20 protein-coding genes are annotated in these 18,244 nt (G+C 51.9%); 9 read left to right on the forward strand and 11 right to left on the reverse strand.

Going from position 1 to position 18,244, the window contains the following annotated elements:
* Positions 1-10: 10 nt before the first annotated feature.
* Positions 11-1,594, forward strand: coding sequence for an NADH-quinone oxidoreductase subunit M (locus tag VGJ94_19685; protein ID HEY3278844.1), 1,584 nt, complete (start codon positions 11-13; stop codon positions 1,592-1,594).
* Between the two features lie 12 nt (positions 1,595-1,606).
* Complete coding sequence (locus tag VGJ94_19690) at positions 1,607-3,064, forward strand: NADH-quinone oxidoreductase subunit N (GenBank protein ID HEY3278845.1); 1,458 nt, start codon at positions 1,607-1,609, stop codon at positions 3,062-3,064.
* Positions 3,065-3,127: 63 nt separating this feature from the next.
* Here VGJ94_19690 and VGJ94_19695 read toward each other — a convergent pair whose 3' ends face one another.
* The 10 genes from VGJ94_19695 to tatA form a co-directional block, all read right to left on the reverse strand.
* Complete coding sequence (locus VGJ94_19695) at positions 3,128-4,204, reverse strand: lytic transglycosylase domain-containing protein (GenBank protein ID HEY3278846.1); 1,077 nt, start codon at positions 4,202-4,204, stop codon at positions 3,128-3,130.
* Positions 4,205-4,212: 8 nt separating this feature from the next.
* Positions 4,213-4,434, reverse strand: a complete 222-nt coding sequence (locus VGJ94_19700; GenBank protein ID HEY3278847.1) for a hypothetical protein — start codon at positions 4,432-4,434, stop codon at positions 4,213-4,215.
* Complete coding sequence (locus VGJ94_19705; GenBank protein ID HEY3278848.1) at positions 4,421-4,996, reverse strand: DedA family protein; 576 nt, start codon at positions 4,994-4,996, stop codon at positions 4,421-4,423. Before VGJ94_19705 ends, VGJ94_19700 begins: the two co-directional genes overlap by 14 nt.
* Before the next feature lie 86 nt (positions 4,997-5,082).
* Positions 5,083-5,811: a twin-arginine translocase subunit TatC gene (locus tag VGJ94_19710; protein HEY3278849.1), complete on the reverse strand. Its 729-nt coding sequence runs from the start codon at positions 5,809-5,811 to the stop codon at positions 5,083-5,085.
* The gene (locus VGJ94_19715) at positions 5,808-6,410 is read right to left on the reverse strand and encodes a DUF502 domain-containing protein (GenBank protein HEY3278850.1); all 603 of its coding nucleotides are present in this window, start codon (positions 6,408-6,410) and stop codon (positions 5,808-5,810) included. The genes VGJ94_19710 and VGJ94_19715 overlap by 4 nt, the downstream gene beginning before the upstream one ends.
* Before the next feature lie 99 nt (positions 6,411-6,509).
* Positions 6,510-7,427, reverse strand: coding sequence for a signal recognition particle-docking protein FtsY (gene ftsY / locus VGJ94_19720; protein HEY3278851.1), 918 nt, complete (start codon positions 7,425-7,427; stop codon positions 6,510-6,512).
* A 222-nt stretch (positions 7,428-7,649) separates the two neighbouring features.
* Entirely contained in the window at positions 7,650-7,904 is a 255-nt protein-coding gene (locus VGJ94_19725; protein ID HEY3278852.1) for a hypothetical protein, read from the reverse strand.
* 22 nt (positions 7,905-7,926) lie between these two features.
* Positions 7,927-8,322 (reverse strand): hypothetical protein, encoded by a 396-nt coding sequence (locus VGJ94_19730; protein HEY3278853.1) that lies wholly within the window; start codon positions 8,320-8,322, stop codon positions 7,927-7,929.
* A gap of 202 nt (positions 8,323-8,524) precedes the next feature.
* Positions 8,525-9,499, reverse strand: coding sequence for an L-threonylcarbamoyladenylate synthase (locus tag VGJ94_19735; GenBank protein ID HEY3278854.1), 975 nt, complete (start codon positions 9,497-9,499; stop codon positions 8,525-8,527).
* Positions 9,500-9,700: 201 nt separating this feature from the next.
* Positions 9,701-9,901, reverse strand: a complete 201-nt coding sequence (tatA, locus tag VGJ94_19740) for a twin-arginine translocase TatA/TatE family subunit (protein HEY3278855.1) — start codon at positions 9,899-9,901, stop codon at positions 9,701-9,703.
* A 288-nt stretch (positions 9,902-10,189) separates the two neighbouring features.
* Here tatA and acs point away from each other — a divergent pair, with 288 nt between their 5' ends.
* Both acs and VGJ94_19750 read left to right on the forward strand, forming a co-directional pair.
* The gene (acs, locus tag VGJ94_19745) at positions 10,190-12,166 is read left to right on the forward strand and encodes an acetate--CoA ligase (protein ID HEY3278856.1); all 1,977 of its coding nucleotides are present in this window, start codon (positions 10,190-10,192) and stop codon (positions 12,164-12,166) included.
* A gap of 107 nt (positions 12,167-12,273) precedes the next feature.
* Positions 12,274-13,209, forward strand: coding sequence for a methyltransferase (locus tag VGJ94_19750; GenBank protein ID HEY3278857.1), 936 nt, complete (start codon positions 12,274-12,276; stop codon positions 13,207-13,209).
* 193 nt (positions 13,210-13,402) lie between these two features.
* On the opposite strand, the gene VGJ94_19755 is transcribed toward VGJ94_19750, so the two are convergent.
* A complete protein-coding gene (locus tag VGJ94_19755; GenBank protein ID HEY3278858.1) occupies positions 13,403-14,635 on the reverse strand; it encodes an OFA family MFS transporter in 1,233 nt (410 codons plus the stop codon).
* Positions 14,636-14,729: 94 nt separating this feature from the next.
* On the opposite strand from VGJ94_19755, the gene VGJ94_19760 reads away from it, so the two are divergent.
* The 5 genes from VGJ94_19760 to VGJ94_19780 all read left to right on the forward strand — a co-directional run.
* Positions 14,730-15,056: a hypothetical protein gene (locus VGJ94_19760; protein HEY3278859.1), complete on the forward strand. Its 327-nt coding sequence runs from the start codon at positions 14,730-14,732 to the stop codon at positions 15,054-15,056.
* A 151-nt stretch (positions 15,057-15,207) separates the two neighbouring features.
* Positions 15,208-15,582 carry a 30S ribosomal protein S12 gene (rpsL, locus tag VGJ94_19765; GenBank protein ID HEY3278860.1) on the forward strand — a complete coding sequence of 125 codons (375 nt, stop codon included), beginning with the start codon at positions 15,208-15,210 and terminating at the stop codon, positions 15,580-15,582.
* A gap of 12 nt (positions 15,583-15,594) precedes the next feature.
* Positions 15,595-16,065 (forward strand): 30S ribosomal protein S7, encoded by a 471-nt coding sequence (rpsG, locus tag VGJ94_19770; protein ID HEY3278861.1) that lies wholly within the window; start codon positions 15,595-15,597, stop codon positions 16,063-16,065.
* Positions 16,066-16,075: 10 nt separating this feature from the next.
* Positions 16,076-18,169: an elongation factor G gene (gene fusA / locus VGJ94_19775; GenBank protein ID HEY3278862.1), complete on the forward strand. Its 2,094-nt coding sequence runs from the start codon at positions 16,076-16,078 to the stop codon at positions 18,167-18,169.
* A partial coding sequence (locus VGJ94_19780) for a GTP-binding protein (protein HEY3278863.1) occupies positions 18,162-18,244 on the forward strand: 83 nt, incomplete at its 3' end. The genes fusA and VGJ94_19780, both read left to right, overlap by 8 nt.

Below are 18,244 nucleotides of genomic sequence, written 5' to 3' on the forward strand. Positions count from 1 at the left end.
AGGTGTGTAAATGAGCATGACGTCGATTCCTTTACTGAGTATCCTGATATTCTTTCCTCTCCTGGGCGCGGTGCTGCTGCTCTTCGCCGACAGAAAGAGAACCCTTTTTATAAAAGTCTTTACCCTGGTAATCTCTCTTATCGAGTTTGTCATTTCCCTTCCCCTCTTTTTCCTTTTTGATGAAAAGGCGAAGGTGATGCAGTTCGTGGAGAAGGCGCAGTGGTTTCCGGAGTGGGGGATCAGCTATTTTCTCGGCATCGACGGGATAAGCCTTCTTCTGGTTATGCTCACCACCTTTCTTACCATTATTTGCGTGCTCTGTTCGTGGGAATCCATCGAAGAAAGAGTCAAGGAGTATTACATTACCTTTCTTTTTCTCGAAACGGCGATGATCGGCACCCTGTGCTCCCTCGATCTTATCCTCTTTTATATATTCTGGGAGCTTATGCTGGTACCCATGTACCTGCTCATCGGCATCTGGGGCGGCCCGCGGAGGATTTACGCGGCAATCAAGTTTTTTCTCTTCACCATGGCGGGAAGCGTCCTGATGCTCCTGGCCATACTGGCGCTCTATTTTACCTATTTTAATGAGAGCGGGGTTTACACCTTTAACGTGCTGGAGCTTTACAAGGCGAGCATCCCCATCGTGAAGCAGTATTGGCTCTTCGGGGCATTCGCCCTCTCCTTTGCCATAAAGGTCCCCATGTTTCCTGTCCACACGTGGCTGCCGGATGCCCATACGGAAGCTCCTACCGCAGGCAGCGTAATCCTGGCGGGAGTACTCCTCAAGATGGGTACTTATGGTTTTCTCAGGTTTGCCATACCCCTTTTCCCGGGCGCGGCCTTCGACGCGGTGCCTATTATCTCGACACTCGCTGTAATCGGCATCATTTATGGGGCAATAGTAAGCATGATGCAGCCGGACCTCAAAAGGCTTATCGCCTTTTCGAGCGTAAGCCACCTCGGATATGTAATGCTCGGCATGTTTGCTTTCAATATGCAGGGTATGGAAGGAAGCATTTACCAGATGCTGAACCACGGCATAAGCACGGGCGGCCTTTTTCTCATCGTGGGTATGGTGTATGAGAGAAGGCACACGAGAATGATCGCCGAATTCGGCGGCTTATCGAAGGTTATGCCCGTTTTCGCGGTCTTTTTCATGATTATCACCCTCTCTTCTATCGCTCTGCCGGGGACAAACGGCTTCGTGGGAGAGTTCCTCATCCTTCTCGGGGCTTTCAAGGCCAACAAGGTGTACGGCGTACTCGCCACTACGGGAGTGGTCCTGGGCGCAGTCTACATGCTCTGGATGTTCCAGAGGGTTATGTTCGGCGTGGTGACCAAAGAAGAGAACAAGAAGCTGAAAGATCTTGGGGCACGGGAGATTCTTATATTGGTCCCCATGGTTTTTCTGATTATCCTCATGGGCGTTTACCCGAAAATGTTCTTCAAAAAGATGGATACGACTGTGGTGGCGTATATGGCTTTCCTGAAAGGGAAGAGCGCTCAGCATATGCCGGTTTCGCAAGTTGCGGCGATACCCGGTATGGCGGGCAGCGAAGTGATTGATAAAGCGACGAAATCGACGAAATAGAGGTGCCGGTTCATGGATGTTGTAATTCCTGCTTCAGACTTCAGATGGATATTGCCTGAGATCGCTCTCACCGGCTGGGCGCTTCTGTTGCTGCTCATCGGCGGCTTCGGAAAGGGGACGATTTCTTCCAGGGTCTCCGGTATCCTATGTCTCGTGGGCTCCCTTTTTACCATATATTATACCGTGGGCCTGTGGGGAACGAGACAGGATGTGTTCAACGGCCTCTATACGATCGACGATTACGGGACTTTTCTGAAAGTCCTTTTTCTCGCGATACTCGCCCTCATCGCCCTCATCTCTTTGAAGTACGGGGAAGAGACGGGAATCGGGTCGGGCGAGTATTACTCGTTGCTTATGTTCGGTGTTCTGGGCATGATGGTAATGGTCTCTTCCCATAGTTTCGTGACTATTTTTATTGGACTTGAGGTGATGTCCCTTTCGATTTATGTGCTCTGCGGTCTCATGCGGGACAATGTGAAATCCGTGGAAGCTTCGCTTAAATATTTCCTTCTCGGCGCTTTTGCGACCGCATTCCTCCTTTACGGCATCGCCCTGATTTATGCCTCCACGGGACTGGTCGATGTGGTTGAGCTGAAGCAGTATATCCTTTCGAAGCAACCGGTCGCCGCTCCCATGTTTTATATCGGCCTCGGGCTTCTCATCGTGGGGTTCGGGTTCAAGATCGCATCGGTCCCCTTTCACATGTGGACGCCCGATGTCTATCAGGGAGCACCTACGTCCGTAACGGCCTATATGGCAACCGGGGTCAAGGCAGCGGCCTTCGGGGCCCTCATGCGGGTCTTTTACACTGCCTTCCTGCCGCTTATAAGCGGGTGGTCCGAGATTCTCTGGGTGATCGCCGTACTCACCATGTGTGTGGGTAACATCACGGCCCTCGTACAGCAGGACGTGAAGCGCATGCTCGCCTATTCCAGCATAGCCCATGCAGGATATATTCTGGTGGCCTTCGTTACAGGAGACAAGGTGCTCAGCTCGAGTGTGCTCTTCTATCTGGTGGCATACGCCTTTATGAATATCGGGGCTTTTACGGTGGTCATGGTCCTTGGACGGAAAGGCGACGAGAATACGGACATCGAAAGCTATGCGGGTCTCGGTAGACGCCATCCTTTCGTGGCCCTCTCTATGAGCATATTCCTCCTCTCCCTGGCGGGCGTGCCGCCTTTGGCGGGGTTTGCGGGCAAATTCTATGTTTTCAGTGCAGCGATCAAGGCACACTATTACTGGCTGGCCGTAATAGGCGTGCTCACGAGCGCAATAGCCGCATACTATTATCTCAGGGTCATCATGTACATGTACTTCAAAGAGCCTTCAACCATGGCGGATCCCGTGGAAAACGAGCCCCAGTACGGGGCATCCATGCTGATCTGCATTTGGGCCCTCCTCCACATCGGTATCTTTCCAAGATATTTCCTTCTTCTCGCACAGAAGGCAGTGGGGATTTTCAGCTAATAGATTTTGGGCTACGGCAGGGATAAGAATAGCGTGCCGGAAGAATGCGGCAGACGTGACCGGCTAATTAGCGCCCAGGACGGTAACTGAGGGATAGGCCCTGAGTCTCTTGAGAAATATATCTTTCTTTTCGAAAGGCACATTGACCGTATAGACACCTTTAGGCAGCCTGTACTTTCTCAAATGGAGGTTATACATCCTGAAGGTCCTAAAAGGCAGGTCCATCGATTTTGCGAAGATGTTTATATGGGTCTCCTGGTCGGTCTCAAGTGCTACCTCCGCCAACTGGACCGGCTTGTATAACATTTTATCATCGATATAAATGCCGAAACGCTCGTGGTCGGTGATAATCTCCTTCAGCGCAAGGATTCTGAAGATATACCGCTCCGTCTCCTCGGGCAGAAAAAGCTGGAAAAAGTCGGTACTCTCCTGGTTCTGGACGGCCTCTCTTATCCTGCCGGCCCCCGCATTATAAGCGGCCATAGTAAGCAACCAGTCTCCGAATTCGCCGTTAAGCCTGCGTAAGTGAGCCAGGGCTGAACGGGTCGCCTTTTTGACGTTGTATCTTTCGTCCACGTGATCGGAAATGAAGAGGCCTTCTCGCTTGCCGGTCTCTTTGATAAACTGCCACATGCCGGCCGCATTGGCTTTTGAGAGGGAGCGGGGATTGAGGTAGCTCTCCGTCACCATGAGGTAAATGAGATCGGCAGGCATACCGGCTCTTTGGATCTCTCCGTTTATCATGGGATAAAACTTCAGGTAGCGTTTTACGATAACGTGGAGGAGGCCCTTGTTCTCCAGGAGTTGAAAGAATTCACGTTCGAAACGCTCGCGATTGTCCTCACGGGAAAGAAAAACTTTTTTATCGCAGAGGAGCAGGGGCTCGCGAAGGTGTTCGGTGGTATAAACGTCCGTTTCCGCAATAAGGCGGGAGACCTCCTTTTCCACGTCGGAGAACCTCTTCTCCACCGGCGGGCTCTTCTTCGGGGGGTGTTGTGCGGAGGCGTGAGGAGAAAGAAGAAGGAGGAGGGTAAGCCCGCCGGCCCACAGAGGGGCCGACCGGAGACGGCGGTCCTTCGAAACAGGGTTTGAAGAACCCCTATCCTTGGTGCAATTCATCTGCATGTCTTTATTTTTCACAGACATTTTCAGGAGTCGCTTATTTGCCGCTTGAGCATCATTATTCTGTTGTTCATCCGCTCGGTGAGCTGTTTCATTTCGACCTGCAGGGCGGCAAGGCTCTCATACTTCTTCCTGTAAAGTATCTCTATCTCGCCCCTCCAGTGCTCCAGGACCTCGGCCTCATGGCGACTCTTCTCCGCCTCGAATTTCTTCTTGAGCTCCCTGGCAATCTTTTCAGTCATTTCCATAGGATTCTTCCTCCTTTTCCTTCACTACGTGCCTGTATATGAGAATGAGGAGAAGCACTCCCGCAAGGACCGCCGGAATAATATAGAGCTCGTATTTTCTCACGTCATTGGCAAAGATGTAGACTACTTCTCCGAACACATACCCGATAAGAGAGACCGCCACGCTCCAGAGCAGGGCACTTAACGTACTGTAGAGGAAAAAGGTGCGTTTCTTGATATCCGTACATCCCAGAAGGAGAAGGATTATGCCCCTCACGCCCACGAAAAACCGTACGAGGAAGAGGATGAAATTACCATACCTCTTTATGATCCGGTTGGCCAGGGGAATGCGGCAGCGGAGAAACTCATATTTCTCGATCAGGTTCCTGCCCAGATATTTTCCGAGGAAAAAAAAGGTGCAGTCCCCCAGCATGGTTCCCGTAAAAGCCGCGATCATGACCCGGTTCAGCTCCATATACCGGAGCTTCGAGAAAATGCCCCCGATGAGAACCGTAGTCTCCCCCTCAAGAAAGGTTCCGACTACGATGGCGATATAACCGTAATGGGCGAGGTATGCATCCACGGCTACATTCTATATAGATTAGGAAAGCCAGGTCAATATAAGATTTACCGACTTTCCCACGGGACAATTCGTGAATGGCGGCTCCCTCACAGGCTTTCGGCCTCCTGCTCCTTCACAAGGCGTTGTTTTTTTTCACTAATTTTCATAAGGAGAATGCCTATCTCAAAGAGAAAATAGGTGGGCACTGCAAGAAGCATCATGTTGTAAACATCGGGAGTAGGGGTGATCAGGGCGGATGCAATGGTAATGATCAGGACCGCGTACCTTCTGGTGCGTACGAGAGTCGTGGATTTCAATATTCCTATTTTACTCAGGATAAGGAGCACTATGGGTACTTCAAAGGTGACCCCGAAGGCAAAAATCATGGCCGAGCAGAAAACCACGAAGCGTTGAACCGATATCATCGCCTGAATATGCCCCGTGCCGTAGCTGAGAAGAAACGAGATGCCTGAAGGGAGGACCACACGATAACAGAAGAGGCTTCCCGCATAGAAGAGGAGGATGGAGAAGATCACGAAGCCGGCCCCCTGAGTGTGTGTTAATCGCGTGGCCCCATGAAACTCATGCCACGCGAGAATCACCAGAAAAGGAAAGGCGAAGAAAACCCCCGCATACATGGCAAGCTCCACCATAGCGAGGAATACCTCGGGGAAGCTCATATAATAGAGTTTGATCTGGACGGTGTTAAGAAGAAGACGGAGGAGCCCCTTTGAAAAGAAAAAACTTATTACCCCGGAAAGGGCCGCAATCGCCAGGGCCTTAAACAGGTATCGCCTCGCCGCCCCCAATGAATCGAGTATGACCGCCTTGTTCATTTCAGCTCGCCCCGTGTGGTGCCAAGGGAAATGATATATTTGAGGGCCTCGTCCACCGACATGCGAAGAAAGGTCAGCTCCTTTTCAGGCACCATAATAAGGTACCCCGAAGTGGGGTTCGGCGTGGTAGGAACGAAGACGGAGCATAGAACCTCGCGATCCTCGCCAATCACCCTGTTGGTAACGAAACCGATCGCTCTCACGCCCCGGAAAGGGAAATCTACGAGGACCGCCTCTTTAAAGGCTCTTTTTGTCTGTGAAGAAAAGGCATCGGTCATATCCTTCACTGAGCTGTAAATGCTTTTGACAAAAGGTATTTTCGTGAAAACAGCCTCACCGAGGTTAAGCATCTTCTTACCGAGATAATTGGTCGCAAAGATGCCGGTCATATATGCGATGATCACGAGCAGCACCAGCCCGGTCCCGGGCACGAATATCTCCCTGCCGATAAGCGTGCGGGTGAGCCTGCCCACGAGGGGGTAGATTACGGAATCGACCGATGTTACGACCATATAAATAAGGTATGATGTGACAATGACAGGGATGAGGATGAAGAATCCGGCGAAAAACTTCGTCTTTACATGCCTCGTAATATCCATTTTCCCTCATAGTATAGTCTGAGAGGCATAAAGTCAATCGCGAAGTCTTCCCGGGGAGCGAACGCTCCTTCCGTGCTTCGATCAATAGCCGTCCGACGCTTATCTGGTCGTGAAAAGTCCTTCCGCAAAGTCTCTTGCCGTGAAAGGCACAAGATCGTCCATTGTTTCGCCCACTCCGACATAGCGTATGGGAAGTCCGAGGAGGTGGGCGATAGGCAGGACGAATCCACCTTTTGCCGTGCCGTCCAGCTTCGTCACCACGATCCCGGTGAGACCTACGGCCTCGTGAAAGGTCTTCGCCTGGACTATCGTATTCTGGCCGTTCGTGGCATCGACCACGAGCAAAATCTCATGAGGCGCGCCCTCCACCTCTTTCGAGACGACCCTCTTTATCTTCTTCATCTCTTCCATGAGGTTCGCCTTCGTATGGAGCCGGCCTGCCGTGTCGAGAATGACAATATCGGCGCCCCGGGCCTTTGCCGCCTTAGTTGAATCGAAGGCGACCGCGGCGGGATCCGAGCCTTCCGCATGCTTGATCACATCTATCTTCAGACGGTCTGCCCATACTTCCAGTTGTTCGACCGCAGCGGCCCTGAAGGTATCGCACGCTCCGAGAAGTACGGTCTTCCCCGATTTTTGGTATATATGGGCCAGTTTGGCTATGGTAGTCGTTTTGCCCACGCCGTTTACCCCGAGGGTGAGTATCACGAAAGGTTTATGCGATTCCGTGATGATCGGCTTCTCGATGGGCAAAAGAAATTGCCGCACCTCTTCTTTCATTACGGTCTCAATATCTTCGACCGTCTTTACAAAGCCTCTCTTCCATTTGTCCCTGAGGGCATCCATGAGCAGGTCGGTGGTCTCCACACCCGCGTCTGCGAGAACCAGGGCCTCTTCCATAGCCTCGAAAGAATCTTCATCGACCGCCTTGCCCTTGACCGCCCACTCGATCCGGGTGCGGATCTGGTCTCTTGTCTTGGTGAGGCCGTTTTTTATTTTATCCAGGAAACTGACCATTGTTGTTCCCGCTCCTTTATTCTGATGATCTCCGTCTTGTCCGTAACCGTATAATCAGCGCAAATAAACCTCTGCAATCCGGAGTAGGGTGAAAGGGCGTGCCGCCTCAATCAGAGGCCGCTTTCCGCACATCGGGTCCATTGAGTCGACTCCTTCTCCTGCGTGTGAGAGAAGAAGAAAAATCAGGAGAAAAAGAGGGAGAGCGAAGGACGATCCGGCGGTTTAATCGGAGGGCGGTATGTACTCTTTCCCGCACACCTTGCAGAAACCCTGCTCGTTCACCACGCCTATGCACGCCTCATCGCTGCAGAGAATACGCGTCGAAAGGTCCGGTTCATCCTCCCGGTCTTTCTCGGGGGCGTCAGAGTCCAAAGCCTCTCCGCAGGCGTAGCAATACGAGCCGAGCTTCACGATGTTTTCTCCACAGTGGTTACACAGAACGGTCTCTATTTCACCTGCGCATTTTTCGCATATCATATCTTTCACCTTTCCGGCGGATTTACCGCACCGCCCTTACGATCCGGACTACCTTGCCCTCGGTAAATTCGACGTACACCGTATCCGCATTGTCGGGCCAGATCTTCCATTTGGGTATATAGGTCCAGATTATCTGGTTGTCGGGAGTCTTGCTTACGATATTCGGCTCCCCGAATTTCTTTTTAACTTCATCCTCATTCTTATCTATGAGTGAACTGTCCAGGGCTACCCTGGCCTGCTTTTCTTTCGGGACCTCTTTTGCCTTTACGGTATCGGCGGATTTCGTCTCCTGTCCCGTCTTTTTTGCGCCGGCCGCAGGAATCTGATCCTTTTTTGCCCCATTGAAAAAGGTACAGGAGAAGAGGAAGGTTGCGCAGAAAATGAAAACCCCTGCTTTAATAAGTCCCCTGCCTGACAATGTTTTCCACAATTTGTGTGGGAAACTTGTGTACAAGCTGTAGGAAGAGTTCCCTAAGCCATTGAAAATTCGTGCGATTTTCTTTCCTCTTTCACTACTTGAGTGACGAGAAAACACAATAATATCAATTGTTTGCCAAAAAGCAGGGACATAGGGAGAGTCTTTTTTCATGAAGTAAGATTATCATTTGCAATCGAATTTATCAACGGGTTATGTAAAGGTATTTTCTTGATGCCTTATGAAGCCGTTCCATCATAGCCCTTCCCAGACCGCTTTCAGGTATTTTTTCCGCATAGATTACATCCACGTCTTCCCTGTCCAATTCGATGAGAAAAGAAAAAAAATTGGCGGCCGCCTCCCTGAGGTCTCCTTTAGGGGAGAGGGTCCTTATATGGCGAACCTCGGGGTTCCGGGAAAGCTCTTTGAAGGAAAGATAAGAAGATCTGGGGTTCTTTGCCTCTCCGATCGATTCCACAATCACCAGAGGCTTATGGGGTGCGTAATGGTAAGGGAGTTCTCCGGGAGATTCACACGAGCCGTCATTCTTCTTTTCCATGAGGGGACCCACGGCGCATGTAAGATCTTCGGCCGTGAGCGCCCCGTGCCGGTGTAGCCGCACGGAATCGGAGGGAAAGGAGACTATGGAGGATTCTATGCCGAAGGCGCTGTCCCCGCCGTCGAGGATGAGAAGGGGCGTATCCTTGAACATGGCTGCCACATGGGCCGCCCGGGTGGGACTCATATATCCGAAAGGATTGGCGCTCGGGGCTGCGATAGGGCGGTCCAGGCGCCTGATGAGCTCAAGGGCTACGGGATGAGCGGGCATACGTATACCCACCGTAGGCAGTCCCGAGGTGACTATATCGGGTATGAGGTCATTCTTTTCCAATATGAGGGTAAGAGGTCCCGGCCAGAAGCGGCTCGCGAGCTCCGCGGCTTTGGGCGGAACGCTCCTTGCATACCTGCGAAGCCACTCTTTTTCTCCGATGTGAATAATCAGGGGGTCGAAATGGGGCCGCTTTTTGAGCTCGAAAATCCCTGCCACGGCCAGACTGTTGAGGGCGTCTGCGCCGAGTCCATACACGGTTTCCGTGGGGAAAGCAACGAGCTCCCCCCGTGTAAGCAAGTCCGCGGCCCGTTGGATCGATGCAGGGAGGTATCCGTCCAGAATTTCCACAGCATCATTGTATCCTCAAGTCCCGTGGTTATCAACAGACAAATGGCCGACAGGTGACACGGTCCTGATTCTTCGTCAGACCGAATCTATTTATATAATCTGTTATTGAAGGGAAAGGCACGATTTTACTCTGTGGCAGAAAAGGCCCACCACTGCCCCGCTCACAGAAGGAAGGGCCGCGAAGGCGGGCAAAAGCCCGGATCAGGCGTTTTTGCTTTTCTCTTGGTTCTCGTTTGTGGTCTTGGGCGTAATGTCTATCTCATCGGGCTCCTTGATCGATTTCTTGAAGCCCTTGATGCCCTTTCCTATGGCGCCTCCGATCTCCGGAAGCTTGCCTGCCCCGAAGATAAGAAGCACGATAACCATAATAATGATCAATTCAGGCATTCCAAGACCGAACATAGGCGATCCTCCCTGAGAGAAAGATATCATCGCCGGCCCGAATAGTCAATGAGGCTTCGGGTGTGCGGTTTTGAATCGGTTAAAATGAGATCGGCTGCCCCTTCGGCAAAGGCGGAGAGAGGCCATATTGTGAAAATATTAACATAATTTTATTGACAACATCTCATGGGGTGTTTAAAATTTAGCATCCAAGCAAAAGTTGTGCAGCAGGGGATTGCTCTCAATCGGCGTCCCGGCAAAAGCGGTATCGCGTTTAGTGTAATATCCAATATCACACAGGAGGGTTATATGGCAGAAGAAGGTAAGTTTTATCCACCAAAAGAATTTGTTGATCAGGCATATGTAAGCAGCCGGGAGCAGTATGAGAAGATGTGGAAGCAGTCTCTTCAGGACCCCGACACCTTTTGGGGTGAGATCGCATCGGAGCTTTACTGGGACAAAAAATGGCTGAAGATCAACAGGGAAGACTTCAACAAGGGCGAAGTGGAATGGTTCATCGGCGGCAAGACAAACATCTCCTATAACTGCCTTGACGCTCAGATCAAAAAAGGAAAGGGCGACAAAACCGCCATTATCTTTCAGGGCGAGCCGGATGAAGACGTAGTAAAGCTCACCTACAAGCAAATGCTGACGGAAGTATCGAAGTTCGCAAACGTGCTGAAGAAAAAGGGCGTAAGGAAAGGCGACAGGATTGCCATTTACCTTCCCATGATCTATCAGCTTCCCATCGCCATGCTCGCATGTGCCAGGATCGGCGCCATCCATACAATCGTCTTCGGCGGTTTCTCGGCTGAGGCCCTCAGGGACAGGATCCTTGACGCCGGCGCAAAACTGCTTATCACCGCGAACGGCTACTGGCGTTCAGGCAAACATGTAAGCTCCAAGGCAAACGCCGACATCGCGTGCGACCTCTGTGCAAAAGAAGGCCACACCGTCGATAAGGTAATCGTGGTAAAGAGACTGGCCGGCTTCGACGTTCCCATGAAGGCAGGAAGAGATACCTTCTTCGAGGACGAGCTGGCAGCCTCCGATATCAGCGACCAGTGTCCCGCGGAAATGATGGATGCGGAAGACCCGTTATTCATCCTCTATACTTCCGGCTCCACGGGAAAACCGAAAGGCGTGCTCCATACCACGGGCGGGTATATGGTATATACCTACGCCACATTCAAATACATCTTCGACTACAAAGATAAAGACATATTCTTCTGTACGGCAGACATCGGCTGGGTGACGGGCCATTCATACATCGTATACGGACCTCTCTGCAATGGCGCAACCTCGATCGTCTTCGAGTCGGTGCCTACATTCCCGAATCCGGACCGGTTCTGGCAGATCGTCGAGAAGTTCAAAGTCACGAGCTTCTACACCGCCCCCACCGCAATCAGGGCATTGATGAAAGACGGCGAGAAGTGGCCCATGGGTAGAGACCTGTCCTCCCTGAGAGTCCTTGGCTCAGTGGGTGAACCGATCGGTCCCGAAGCATGGCTCTGGTACCACAAGTATGTAGGAAGAGAGAAATGCCCCATCGTCGATACGTGGTGGCAGACAGAGACAGGCGGCATCCTGATCACGGGCCTTCCCGGCGCATGGCCGCAGAAGCCGGGTTCGGCATCCCTGCCGTTCTTTGGCGTCGAAGCCCGTTGCTTGCAGTCAAGGTCGTCCGGTGATCTGCCTGCAGTAGACGCGCCCGTGAACGAACAGGGCGAGCTTTGCATCGGCCGGTCCTGGCCCGGCATGATGAGAGGCGTGTTTGGCGAGCCGGAAAGATTTTTCAATACCTATTTCGTACAGCAGCCCGGGTTCTACTTCTCCGGCGACGGCGCAAGAAAAGACGAAGACGGCTATTTCTGGCTGATGGGCCGTATCGACGACGTCGTAAACGTATCCGGCCACAGAATGGGTACGGCAGAGGTTGAGGCTGCACTTAACGGCCTGGCCTCAGCGGTTGCCGAGTCAGCTGTCGTCGGCTTCCCGCACGACATAAAGGGCGAAGACCTTTATGCATATATCATTCTGAAGACGGGCGTGGAAGGAACGGATGCCCTGAAGAAAGAGCTTGTAGCTCACGTGAGAAAAGAGATCGGTCCTATCGCGTCCCCCGGCAAGATTCAGTTCGTATCAGGCTTGCCCAAGACGAGATCAGGTAAGATCATGAGAAGGATCCTGAGAAAGGTCGCAGCCGGCGCAATAGACGAGCTCGGCGATACCACGACTCTTGCCGATCCGTCAGTCGTTGATGAGATCGTGAAGGGAAGGCAGTAAGAGAAGCGCGTAATCATGAGGCCCCGGGGACACCCCCCGGGGCCTTTTTTCTCAATTGACCGTGCCTGTCGCTCGCCGGGAGGCCCGGAACCTGGACCGGTGATTCTGTGCTTAATTCTACGAAAGATTTTCACCAACACAAGCTGAATACCCTGGGATGGGAGCTTACCGTGTGCAATGCCCTTCATCAGGACGGCACTGGGATCAGAAAGATCCTCAAGAAAGACGCGTCCTTCGGATACTTCCTCTTCGATCACCTGTGCGGCTTTTGCGATATGGACCGGGTAAGGAATATACTCGAGATCGGTGGGGGCTATGGATACCTTATGAGGGATTTCCTCGACCGGAATCCCTCCCTTGAGCCCGTGATGCTCGATATTTCGCCGGTCCTCCTCGAAAAACAACGGGAAACTTTGAAAGGTAGACGGGTTTTTTTTAGAGAAGAGGATTTCCTGGAGACAGACGTCTCGACCCTGCGGCACTTCGATGTGGCAATCATGAATGAAAACCTGGGTGATTTTCCTACGCTGGTAGACATTGGAAAAGAACCGCTTCAGGTCGGTTTCGACCACTCCGATCCCACTATAAGGAAAGCTGCCGGGTTTATAAAAAAATATGGGCTGGAATTGCCGGAAGGGGACCTGTGCAATGTCAACATAGGGGCCCTTGAAGCCGTGGAGAAGCTTTGTGTCTCCGGAATGGACCTCATTTACACGGGCGAGCACAGTTGCGAGGCAAGCCCTCCACCCGCCCTGAGATCCCATTTTGATATGAAACCGTCATATAACCCGGAAAGAATCTCCCTCATGGGCCATGATGAGTATTCGATCAGGTTTTCCCACCTCGAACAGGTGGCCCGCTCATTCGGTTACGAATGCACCCGCGGACCCTTCGCCGATTTTATACCCTTAAGGGAGACTGACGAAGGACTGCGTTCCATCCTCGCGTCGAGAGGACGGTATAGTGACGAGGGCGAGATGGTATACCAGTTTGTGGAAGACCTCTATAAATATGAATATCTGATTCTGAAGCGGACCATTTAAAAAGTATGGCCTGGAACAGGCCGGCAAGGCAATGAATGGGCCTCACGTCTCCTTCTCCACGAGCACGCGCTCTGAGCCACTCCTCTTTCCCGCGAATGGTAGTCGGTGACGGGGGCAAATGTTTTGTTCATAAGGTGAATTAAAAAGGCAGCCCTTTGAGGGCTGCCTTTTTTGAGTGCGGGTGAGGTGGAGATTAGTCTTTTTTCGGCGGTTTCAGCATAACAAAGGCGATTATGATGCCGACGATTGCCAGGATGGCGGTGGGATAGAAGGCTTTGAGATAGCTTCCGAAAGTATCCTTGGCCATTCCCGAGATGATGCCCCCTATGATCGCGCCGAGTCCGTAGGCGCTGAAGACCACGCCGTATTTCTGGGCGTACCCTTCAAGACCGAAGAAGGCCGCGGTAGCCGCGGGGCCAATGGCGAGCCAGCCGCCGAGGACCAGCCAGAACCCGCAGAAGGCCACCGCGTAGAGAGTGGTGCTGCCCTTGTCCGCTCCGAGCATCATGAAAGATGCCGCTAATATAATGATGAAAGAGAGGATCGCGGCATACCGGGGTGTAATCTTATCCGTGAGGGCGCCAAAGATAGGGCGTCCTATGCCGTTGAAAACTGCAAAAATAGAAACGAGGAAGGCAGCCATGCCCGCATCGAGTCCGATCACTTCTCTCCCCACGGAGGCGCTGATGCCGATGGCCATAAGGCCGGCAGTGGTTCCGCAGGTATAGCAGAGCCAAAGACCATAGAAGCTGCTATTCTTGAACATATCGCTGATGGCAAGGGATTTTGCAAGGGCCGCGCCCTTGGGGGGCGTCCAGCCTGCGGGGATCCACCCCGGTGCCGGGAATCTCATGGGCATGGCGAGAATGACGGTGACGATGAGAAAGGCGACGCCCATGAGGCCAAAGGTATTGAGCGGTCCATAGGAGCCGATAAGTGTCTTGGCAAGGGGTGCGGTCACGAACGCTGAGGCCCCGAATCCGAGAAGGGACAGCCCCACGGCGAGGCCTTTCTTATCAGGGAACCAACGAGTCGCTACCGACACCGGGCCGCCGTATACTATGCCTACTCCGGCACCGCCGATGATACTATAGGTTACGATCACCATATATATACTTGATGCAAAAGTGGTGAGAATCCATCCCACGCCGACGATGATGCCGCCCAGCATCATGACTTTGCGAGGTCCGTATTTATCGATGAATCTCCCGGCAAAAAAGGTAAATAGTGCAAATATTGCGATAAATACCATAAAAGGCAGGTTGCCCTGGGTCGCACTGATATTGAAGAGCTCCTCAAGAGGCTTCTTAAAGACACTGTACGCGTAAACCGCCCCCAGACACATGTTGATGACCATGTTAAGGATGACGAAAATCCATCTCCCTCCATTTGCCGACATTCCGAATACTTTCGCCGCTTCACTCATAACGATATTCCTCCTCCCCTATTGATTAGTTCTTTCGACCGACCTTGCCCGGCCACACTTGAAATAAACGATTTGAGTGCAAAGTTAGTATACAATGGAAGAAATTGTCAAGATTTTTGTAAAGAAGAGAAGAATAATTTTCAGATCCTCTCGAAATACAGGTATCACCCAGGAGGAGCGCGGTGCCGGCGGGCGGGATGGAGGCGGACTGGTGACAAAAAAAGAGGAAAGTGCCCCCGAAGTATCTATTTGTCTTGTAACTACTCGTGAGCTATGGTATAAATACGCTGCAAGAGGGAAGAACTCTCAGGAGCGGAGCGGAAAAGACCTCAAGAATCTCAAGCTGAGTCGAGAGGGCCGTGAGTCTCGGGGTTTCTGCATGAACCCAGGACTATTCTTTCGCGGGGTACGGACCGGTTAAAAACGGTATTCGCCCGGGACGGAAGAACGACGGGGTATATTCGGCATAAATCTCTTGACAGAGCAAGGGAAAATGTTTAATATACACAAGTTTTTTTGCGGGTACATTCATCCCTTGTTAAGAAGGGATTATTTTTTTGGAGGTAAAAGGAATGCCAACCATTAATCAATTAGTGAGGCTAGGGAGGAAGGTCGTCAAGAAGAAAAGTTCCTCTCCCGCACTTACGAACTGCCCGCAGAAGAGGGGCGTGTGCGTGAGGGTATATACGACGACTCCGAAAAAGCCTAACTCGGCATTGAGAAAAGTCGCCCGTGTAAGGTTGACCAACAGCATAGAAGTGACGAGCTATATACCGGGAATCGGGCACAACCTCCAGGAGCACTCCGTTGTTCTTATAAGAGGTGGCAGAGTCAAGGACTTACCGGGCGTAAGATACCATATAATCAGGGGCTCGCTGGATGCAAGCGGCGTAGCGAACAGGAAGAAGAGCAGGTCGAAGTACGGCGCAAAGAGACCGAAACAATAGAGGAGCAGGGGTATGCCAAGAAAAGGACATATAGCAAAAAGAGAGAGGGTGCCTGATCTGAAATACAACGACCTTGTTGTTCAGAGGTTGATAAACTGCATCATGCTCGACGGAAAGAAGAGCACGGCAACCAGAATCGTGTATGGAGCATTCAACCTGGTTGAAGAAAAGGTGAAAGAAGAGGCCCTCAAGATTTTTCAGAAGGCCATGGACAATATTAAGCCCGAGATAGAGGTTAAGGCGAGGCGAGTCGGCGGCGCCACGTACCAGGTCCCTGTCGAGGTAAGAGTCAACAGAAAGCTTTCCCTCGGCATACGGTGGCTGATCCGCTATTCAAGGGACCGGTCGGAGAGGACGATGACCGAGCGGCTTGCCGGTGAAATCCTGGATGCCTACAATAATAAAGGCGGGTCTGTTAAAAAGAGAGAAGATACACATAAGATGGCTGAAGCGAACAAGGCTTTCGCGCATTATAGGTGGTAATAGGTGTTGAATGAGTAAAGGCGGTATCAACGTATTAAGAAACGTGGGCATTATGGCCCATATCGACGCAGGAAAAACGACCGCGACGGAGCGGATGCTTTTCTATACAGGCGTCAACACCCGCATCGGTGAGGTGGACGACGGCGCTGCGACCATGGATTGGATGGAGCAGGAGAAAGAACGGGGAATCACCATCACCGCAGCGGCTACCACTTGTTTTTGGCGGGATCACAGGATCAATATCATCGACACGCCCGGCCATATCGACTTTACCATCGAAGTGGGGAGGTCCCTCAGGGTCCTCGACGGCGCGGTGGCCCTCTTTTCCGGTGTGGAAGGGGTGGAGCCCCAGTCGGAAACGGTCTGGAGACAGGCCGACAGGTACGGCGTCCCCCGCATAGGTTATGTGAACAAGATGGACAGGCCGGCTTCAAATCTCGATAAGTGCGTGGCTATGATGCGCGACATATTGAAAGCGAACCCGCTTATACTTCAGATCCCCATAAAGCACGGGGATGAGTTCGTGGGCGTCGTCGACGTCATACGGGAGCATGCCCTCTTCTATGATAAGGACCCCAAGGGGCTTGACGTCACGGTAACCGATATTCCGGAAGATCTGAAAGGGAAAGCCGAGGAACTGAAAATAGAGCTTTTAGAAGCTCTTGCAGAAATAGACGATGTATTCATGGCCGGCTATCTCGATGGTCTTGCCATGGGAGAAGACGAAATAAAAAGAGTGATACGGAAGGGCACGCTCAACGGAAATTTTCTGCCCATTCTGTGTGGAAGCGCATTCAAGAATAAGGCGGTACAGCCTCTCCTTGACGCGATCGTCGATTACCTGCCTTCACCCGCCGAAGTATCTCCTTATAAGTACTGGACGGCGGAAGGGGTCGAAGGCGAGATGGAGGGTAACAAAGATGAGCCCTTCAGCGGACTCGTGTTCAAGATAATGACTGATCCCTTCGTGGGGCAGTTAAGCTATATACGCATCTATTCCGGCGAGTTGAAGACGGGAGACATGGTACTGAACAGCGCGAGGTCCAGGACGGAGCGTATAGGCAGGATCCTGCGACTTCACGCAAATAAGCGGGAAGATGTAAAAAGAGTGGAAGCGGGAGACATTTGCGCCATAGTGGGACTGAAGAATGCGAGCACGGGCGACACGCTCACCGGCGAAGACTCGGATATACTCTTCGAGACCATTGAAGTACCCGTACCCGTCGTATCCATCGCCATCACACCGAAAAAGAAAGACGATCTTAAGAAAATGTGGCTCGTCTTCAACAGGTACACCGTCGAAGACCCCTCAATTACCGTGAAAATGGATAAAGAGACGAGTGAGGTGATACTTTCCGGTATGGGTGAACTTCACCTTGAGATATTGATGGACCGGGCAAAGAGGGAGCATAACCTGGAAATGATATCGTCCGCTCCTCAGGTGGCGTACCGGGAGACCATCACCAGAGGTACCACGGGTATCGGCAAATACATCAAGCAGTCGGGTGGCAGGGGGCAGTACGGCCATGTGGTCCTTCAGGTATCCCCTCATGAGGGGGCCGACTTCATTTTTGAAAATAAGACCGTAGGCGGGGTAATCCCGAAAGAATATATCTCGAGTATCGAGGCGGGCGTCAGGGAGACCTGCGAAAAAGGCATCCTCCTCGGGTTCCCCCTTATCAACATAAAGGTGGAACTGACGGACGGCTCCTATCACGATGTCGATTCGTCGGAGCTGGCCTTCAAGCTTGCCGCCTCTTTGGGGCTCAAGCAGGCGGTGCACAAGGCGAATCCCGTTATCCTCGAGCCTATTATGAAAGTTGATATAAACGTACCCCCTGACTGCATGGGAACCGTTATCGGCGATGTGTCGTCGAGAAGAGGCAGGATTGCCGAATTGGGGGACAGAAACGATTTTAAATATATAGTCGCCCACATACCCCTGGACCAGATGTTCGGGTATACTACCCATCTGCGTTCAGCCACCCAGGGAAGGGGCTACTTCAGCATGGAATTTTTCCATTACACGCCTGTGCCGGGACATATCTATGAAACCTTGATGAAAAATAGAGAAAAAACAGTAACGGAGGTTCTTTATGGCTAAGAAAAAGTATGAACGAACGAAACCCCATGTCAACATAGGAACCATTGGACACATAGATCATGGAAAGACAACCCT

It is taken from the genome of Syntrophorhabdaceae bacterium (genome assembly GCA_036504895.1).
In the GTDB taxonomy this organism is placed as follows: domain Bacteria; phylum Desulfobacterota; class Syntrophorhabdia; order Syntrophorhabdales; family Syntrophorhabdaceae; genus PNOM01.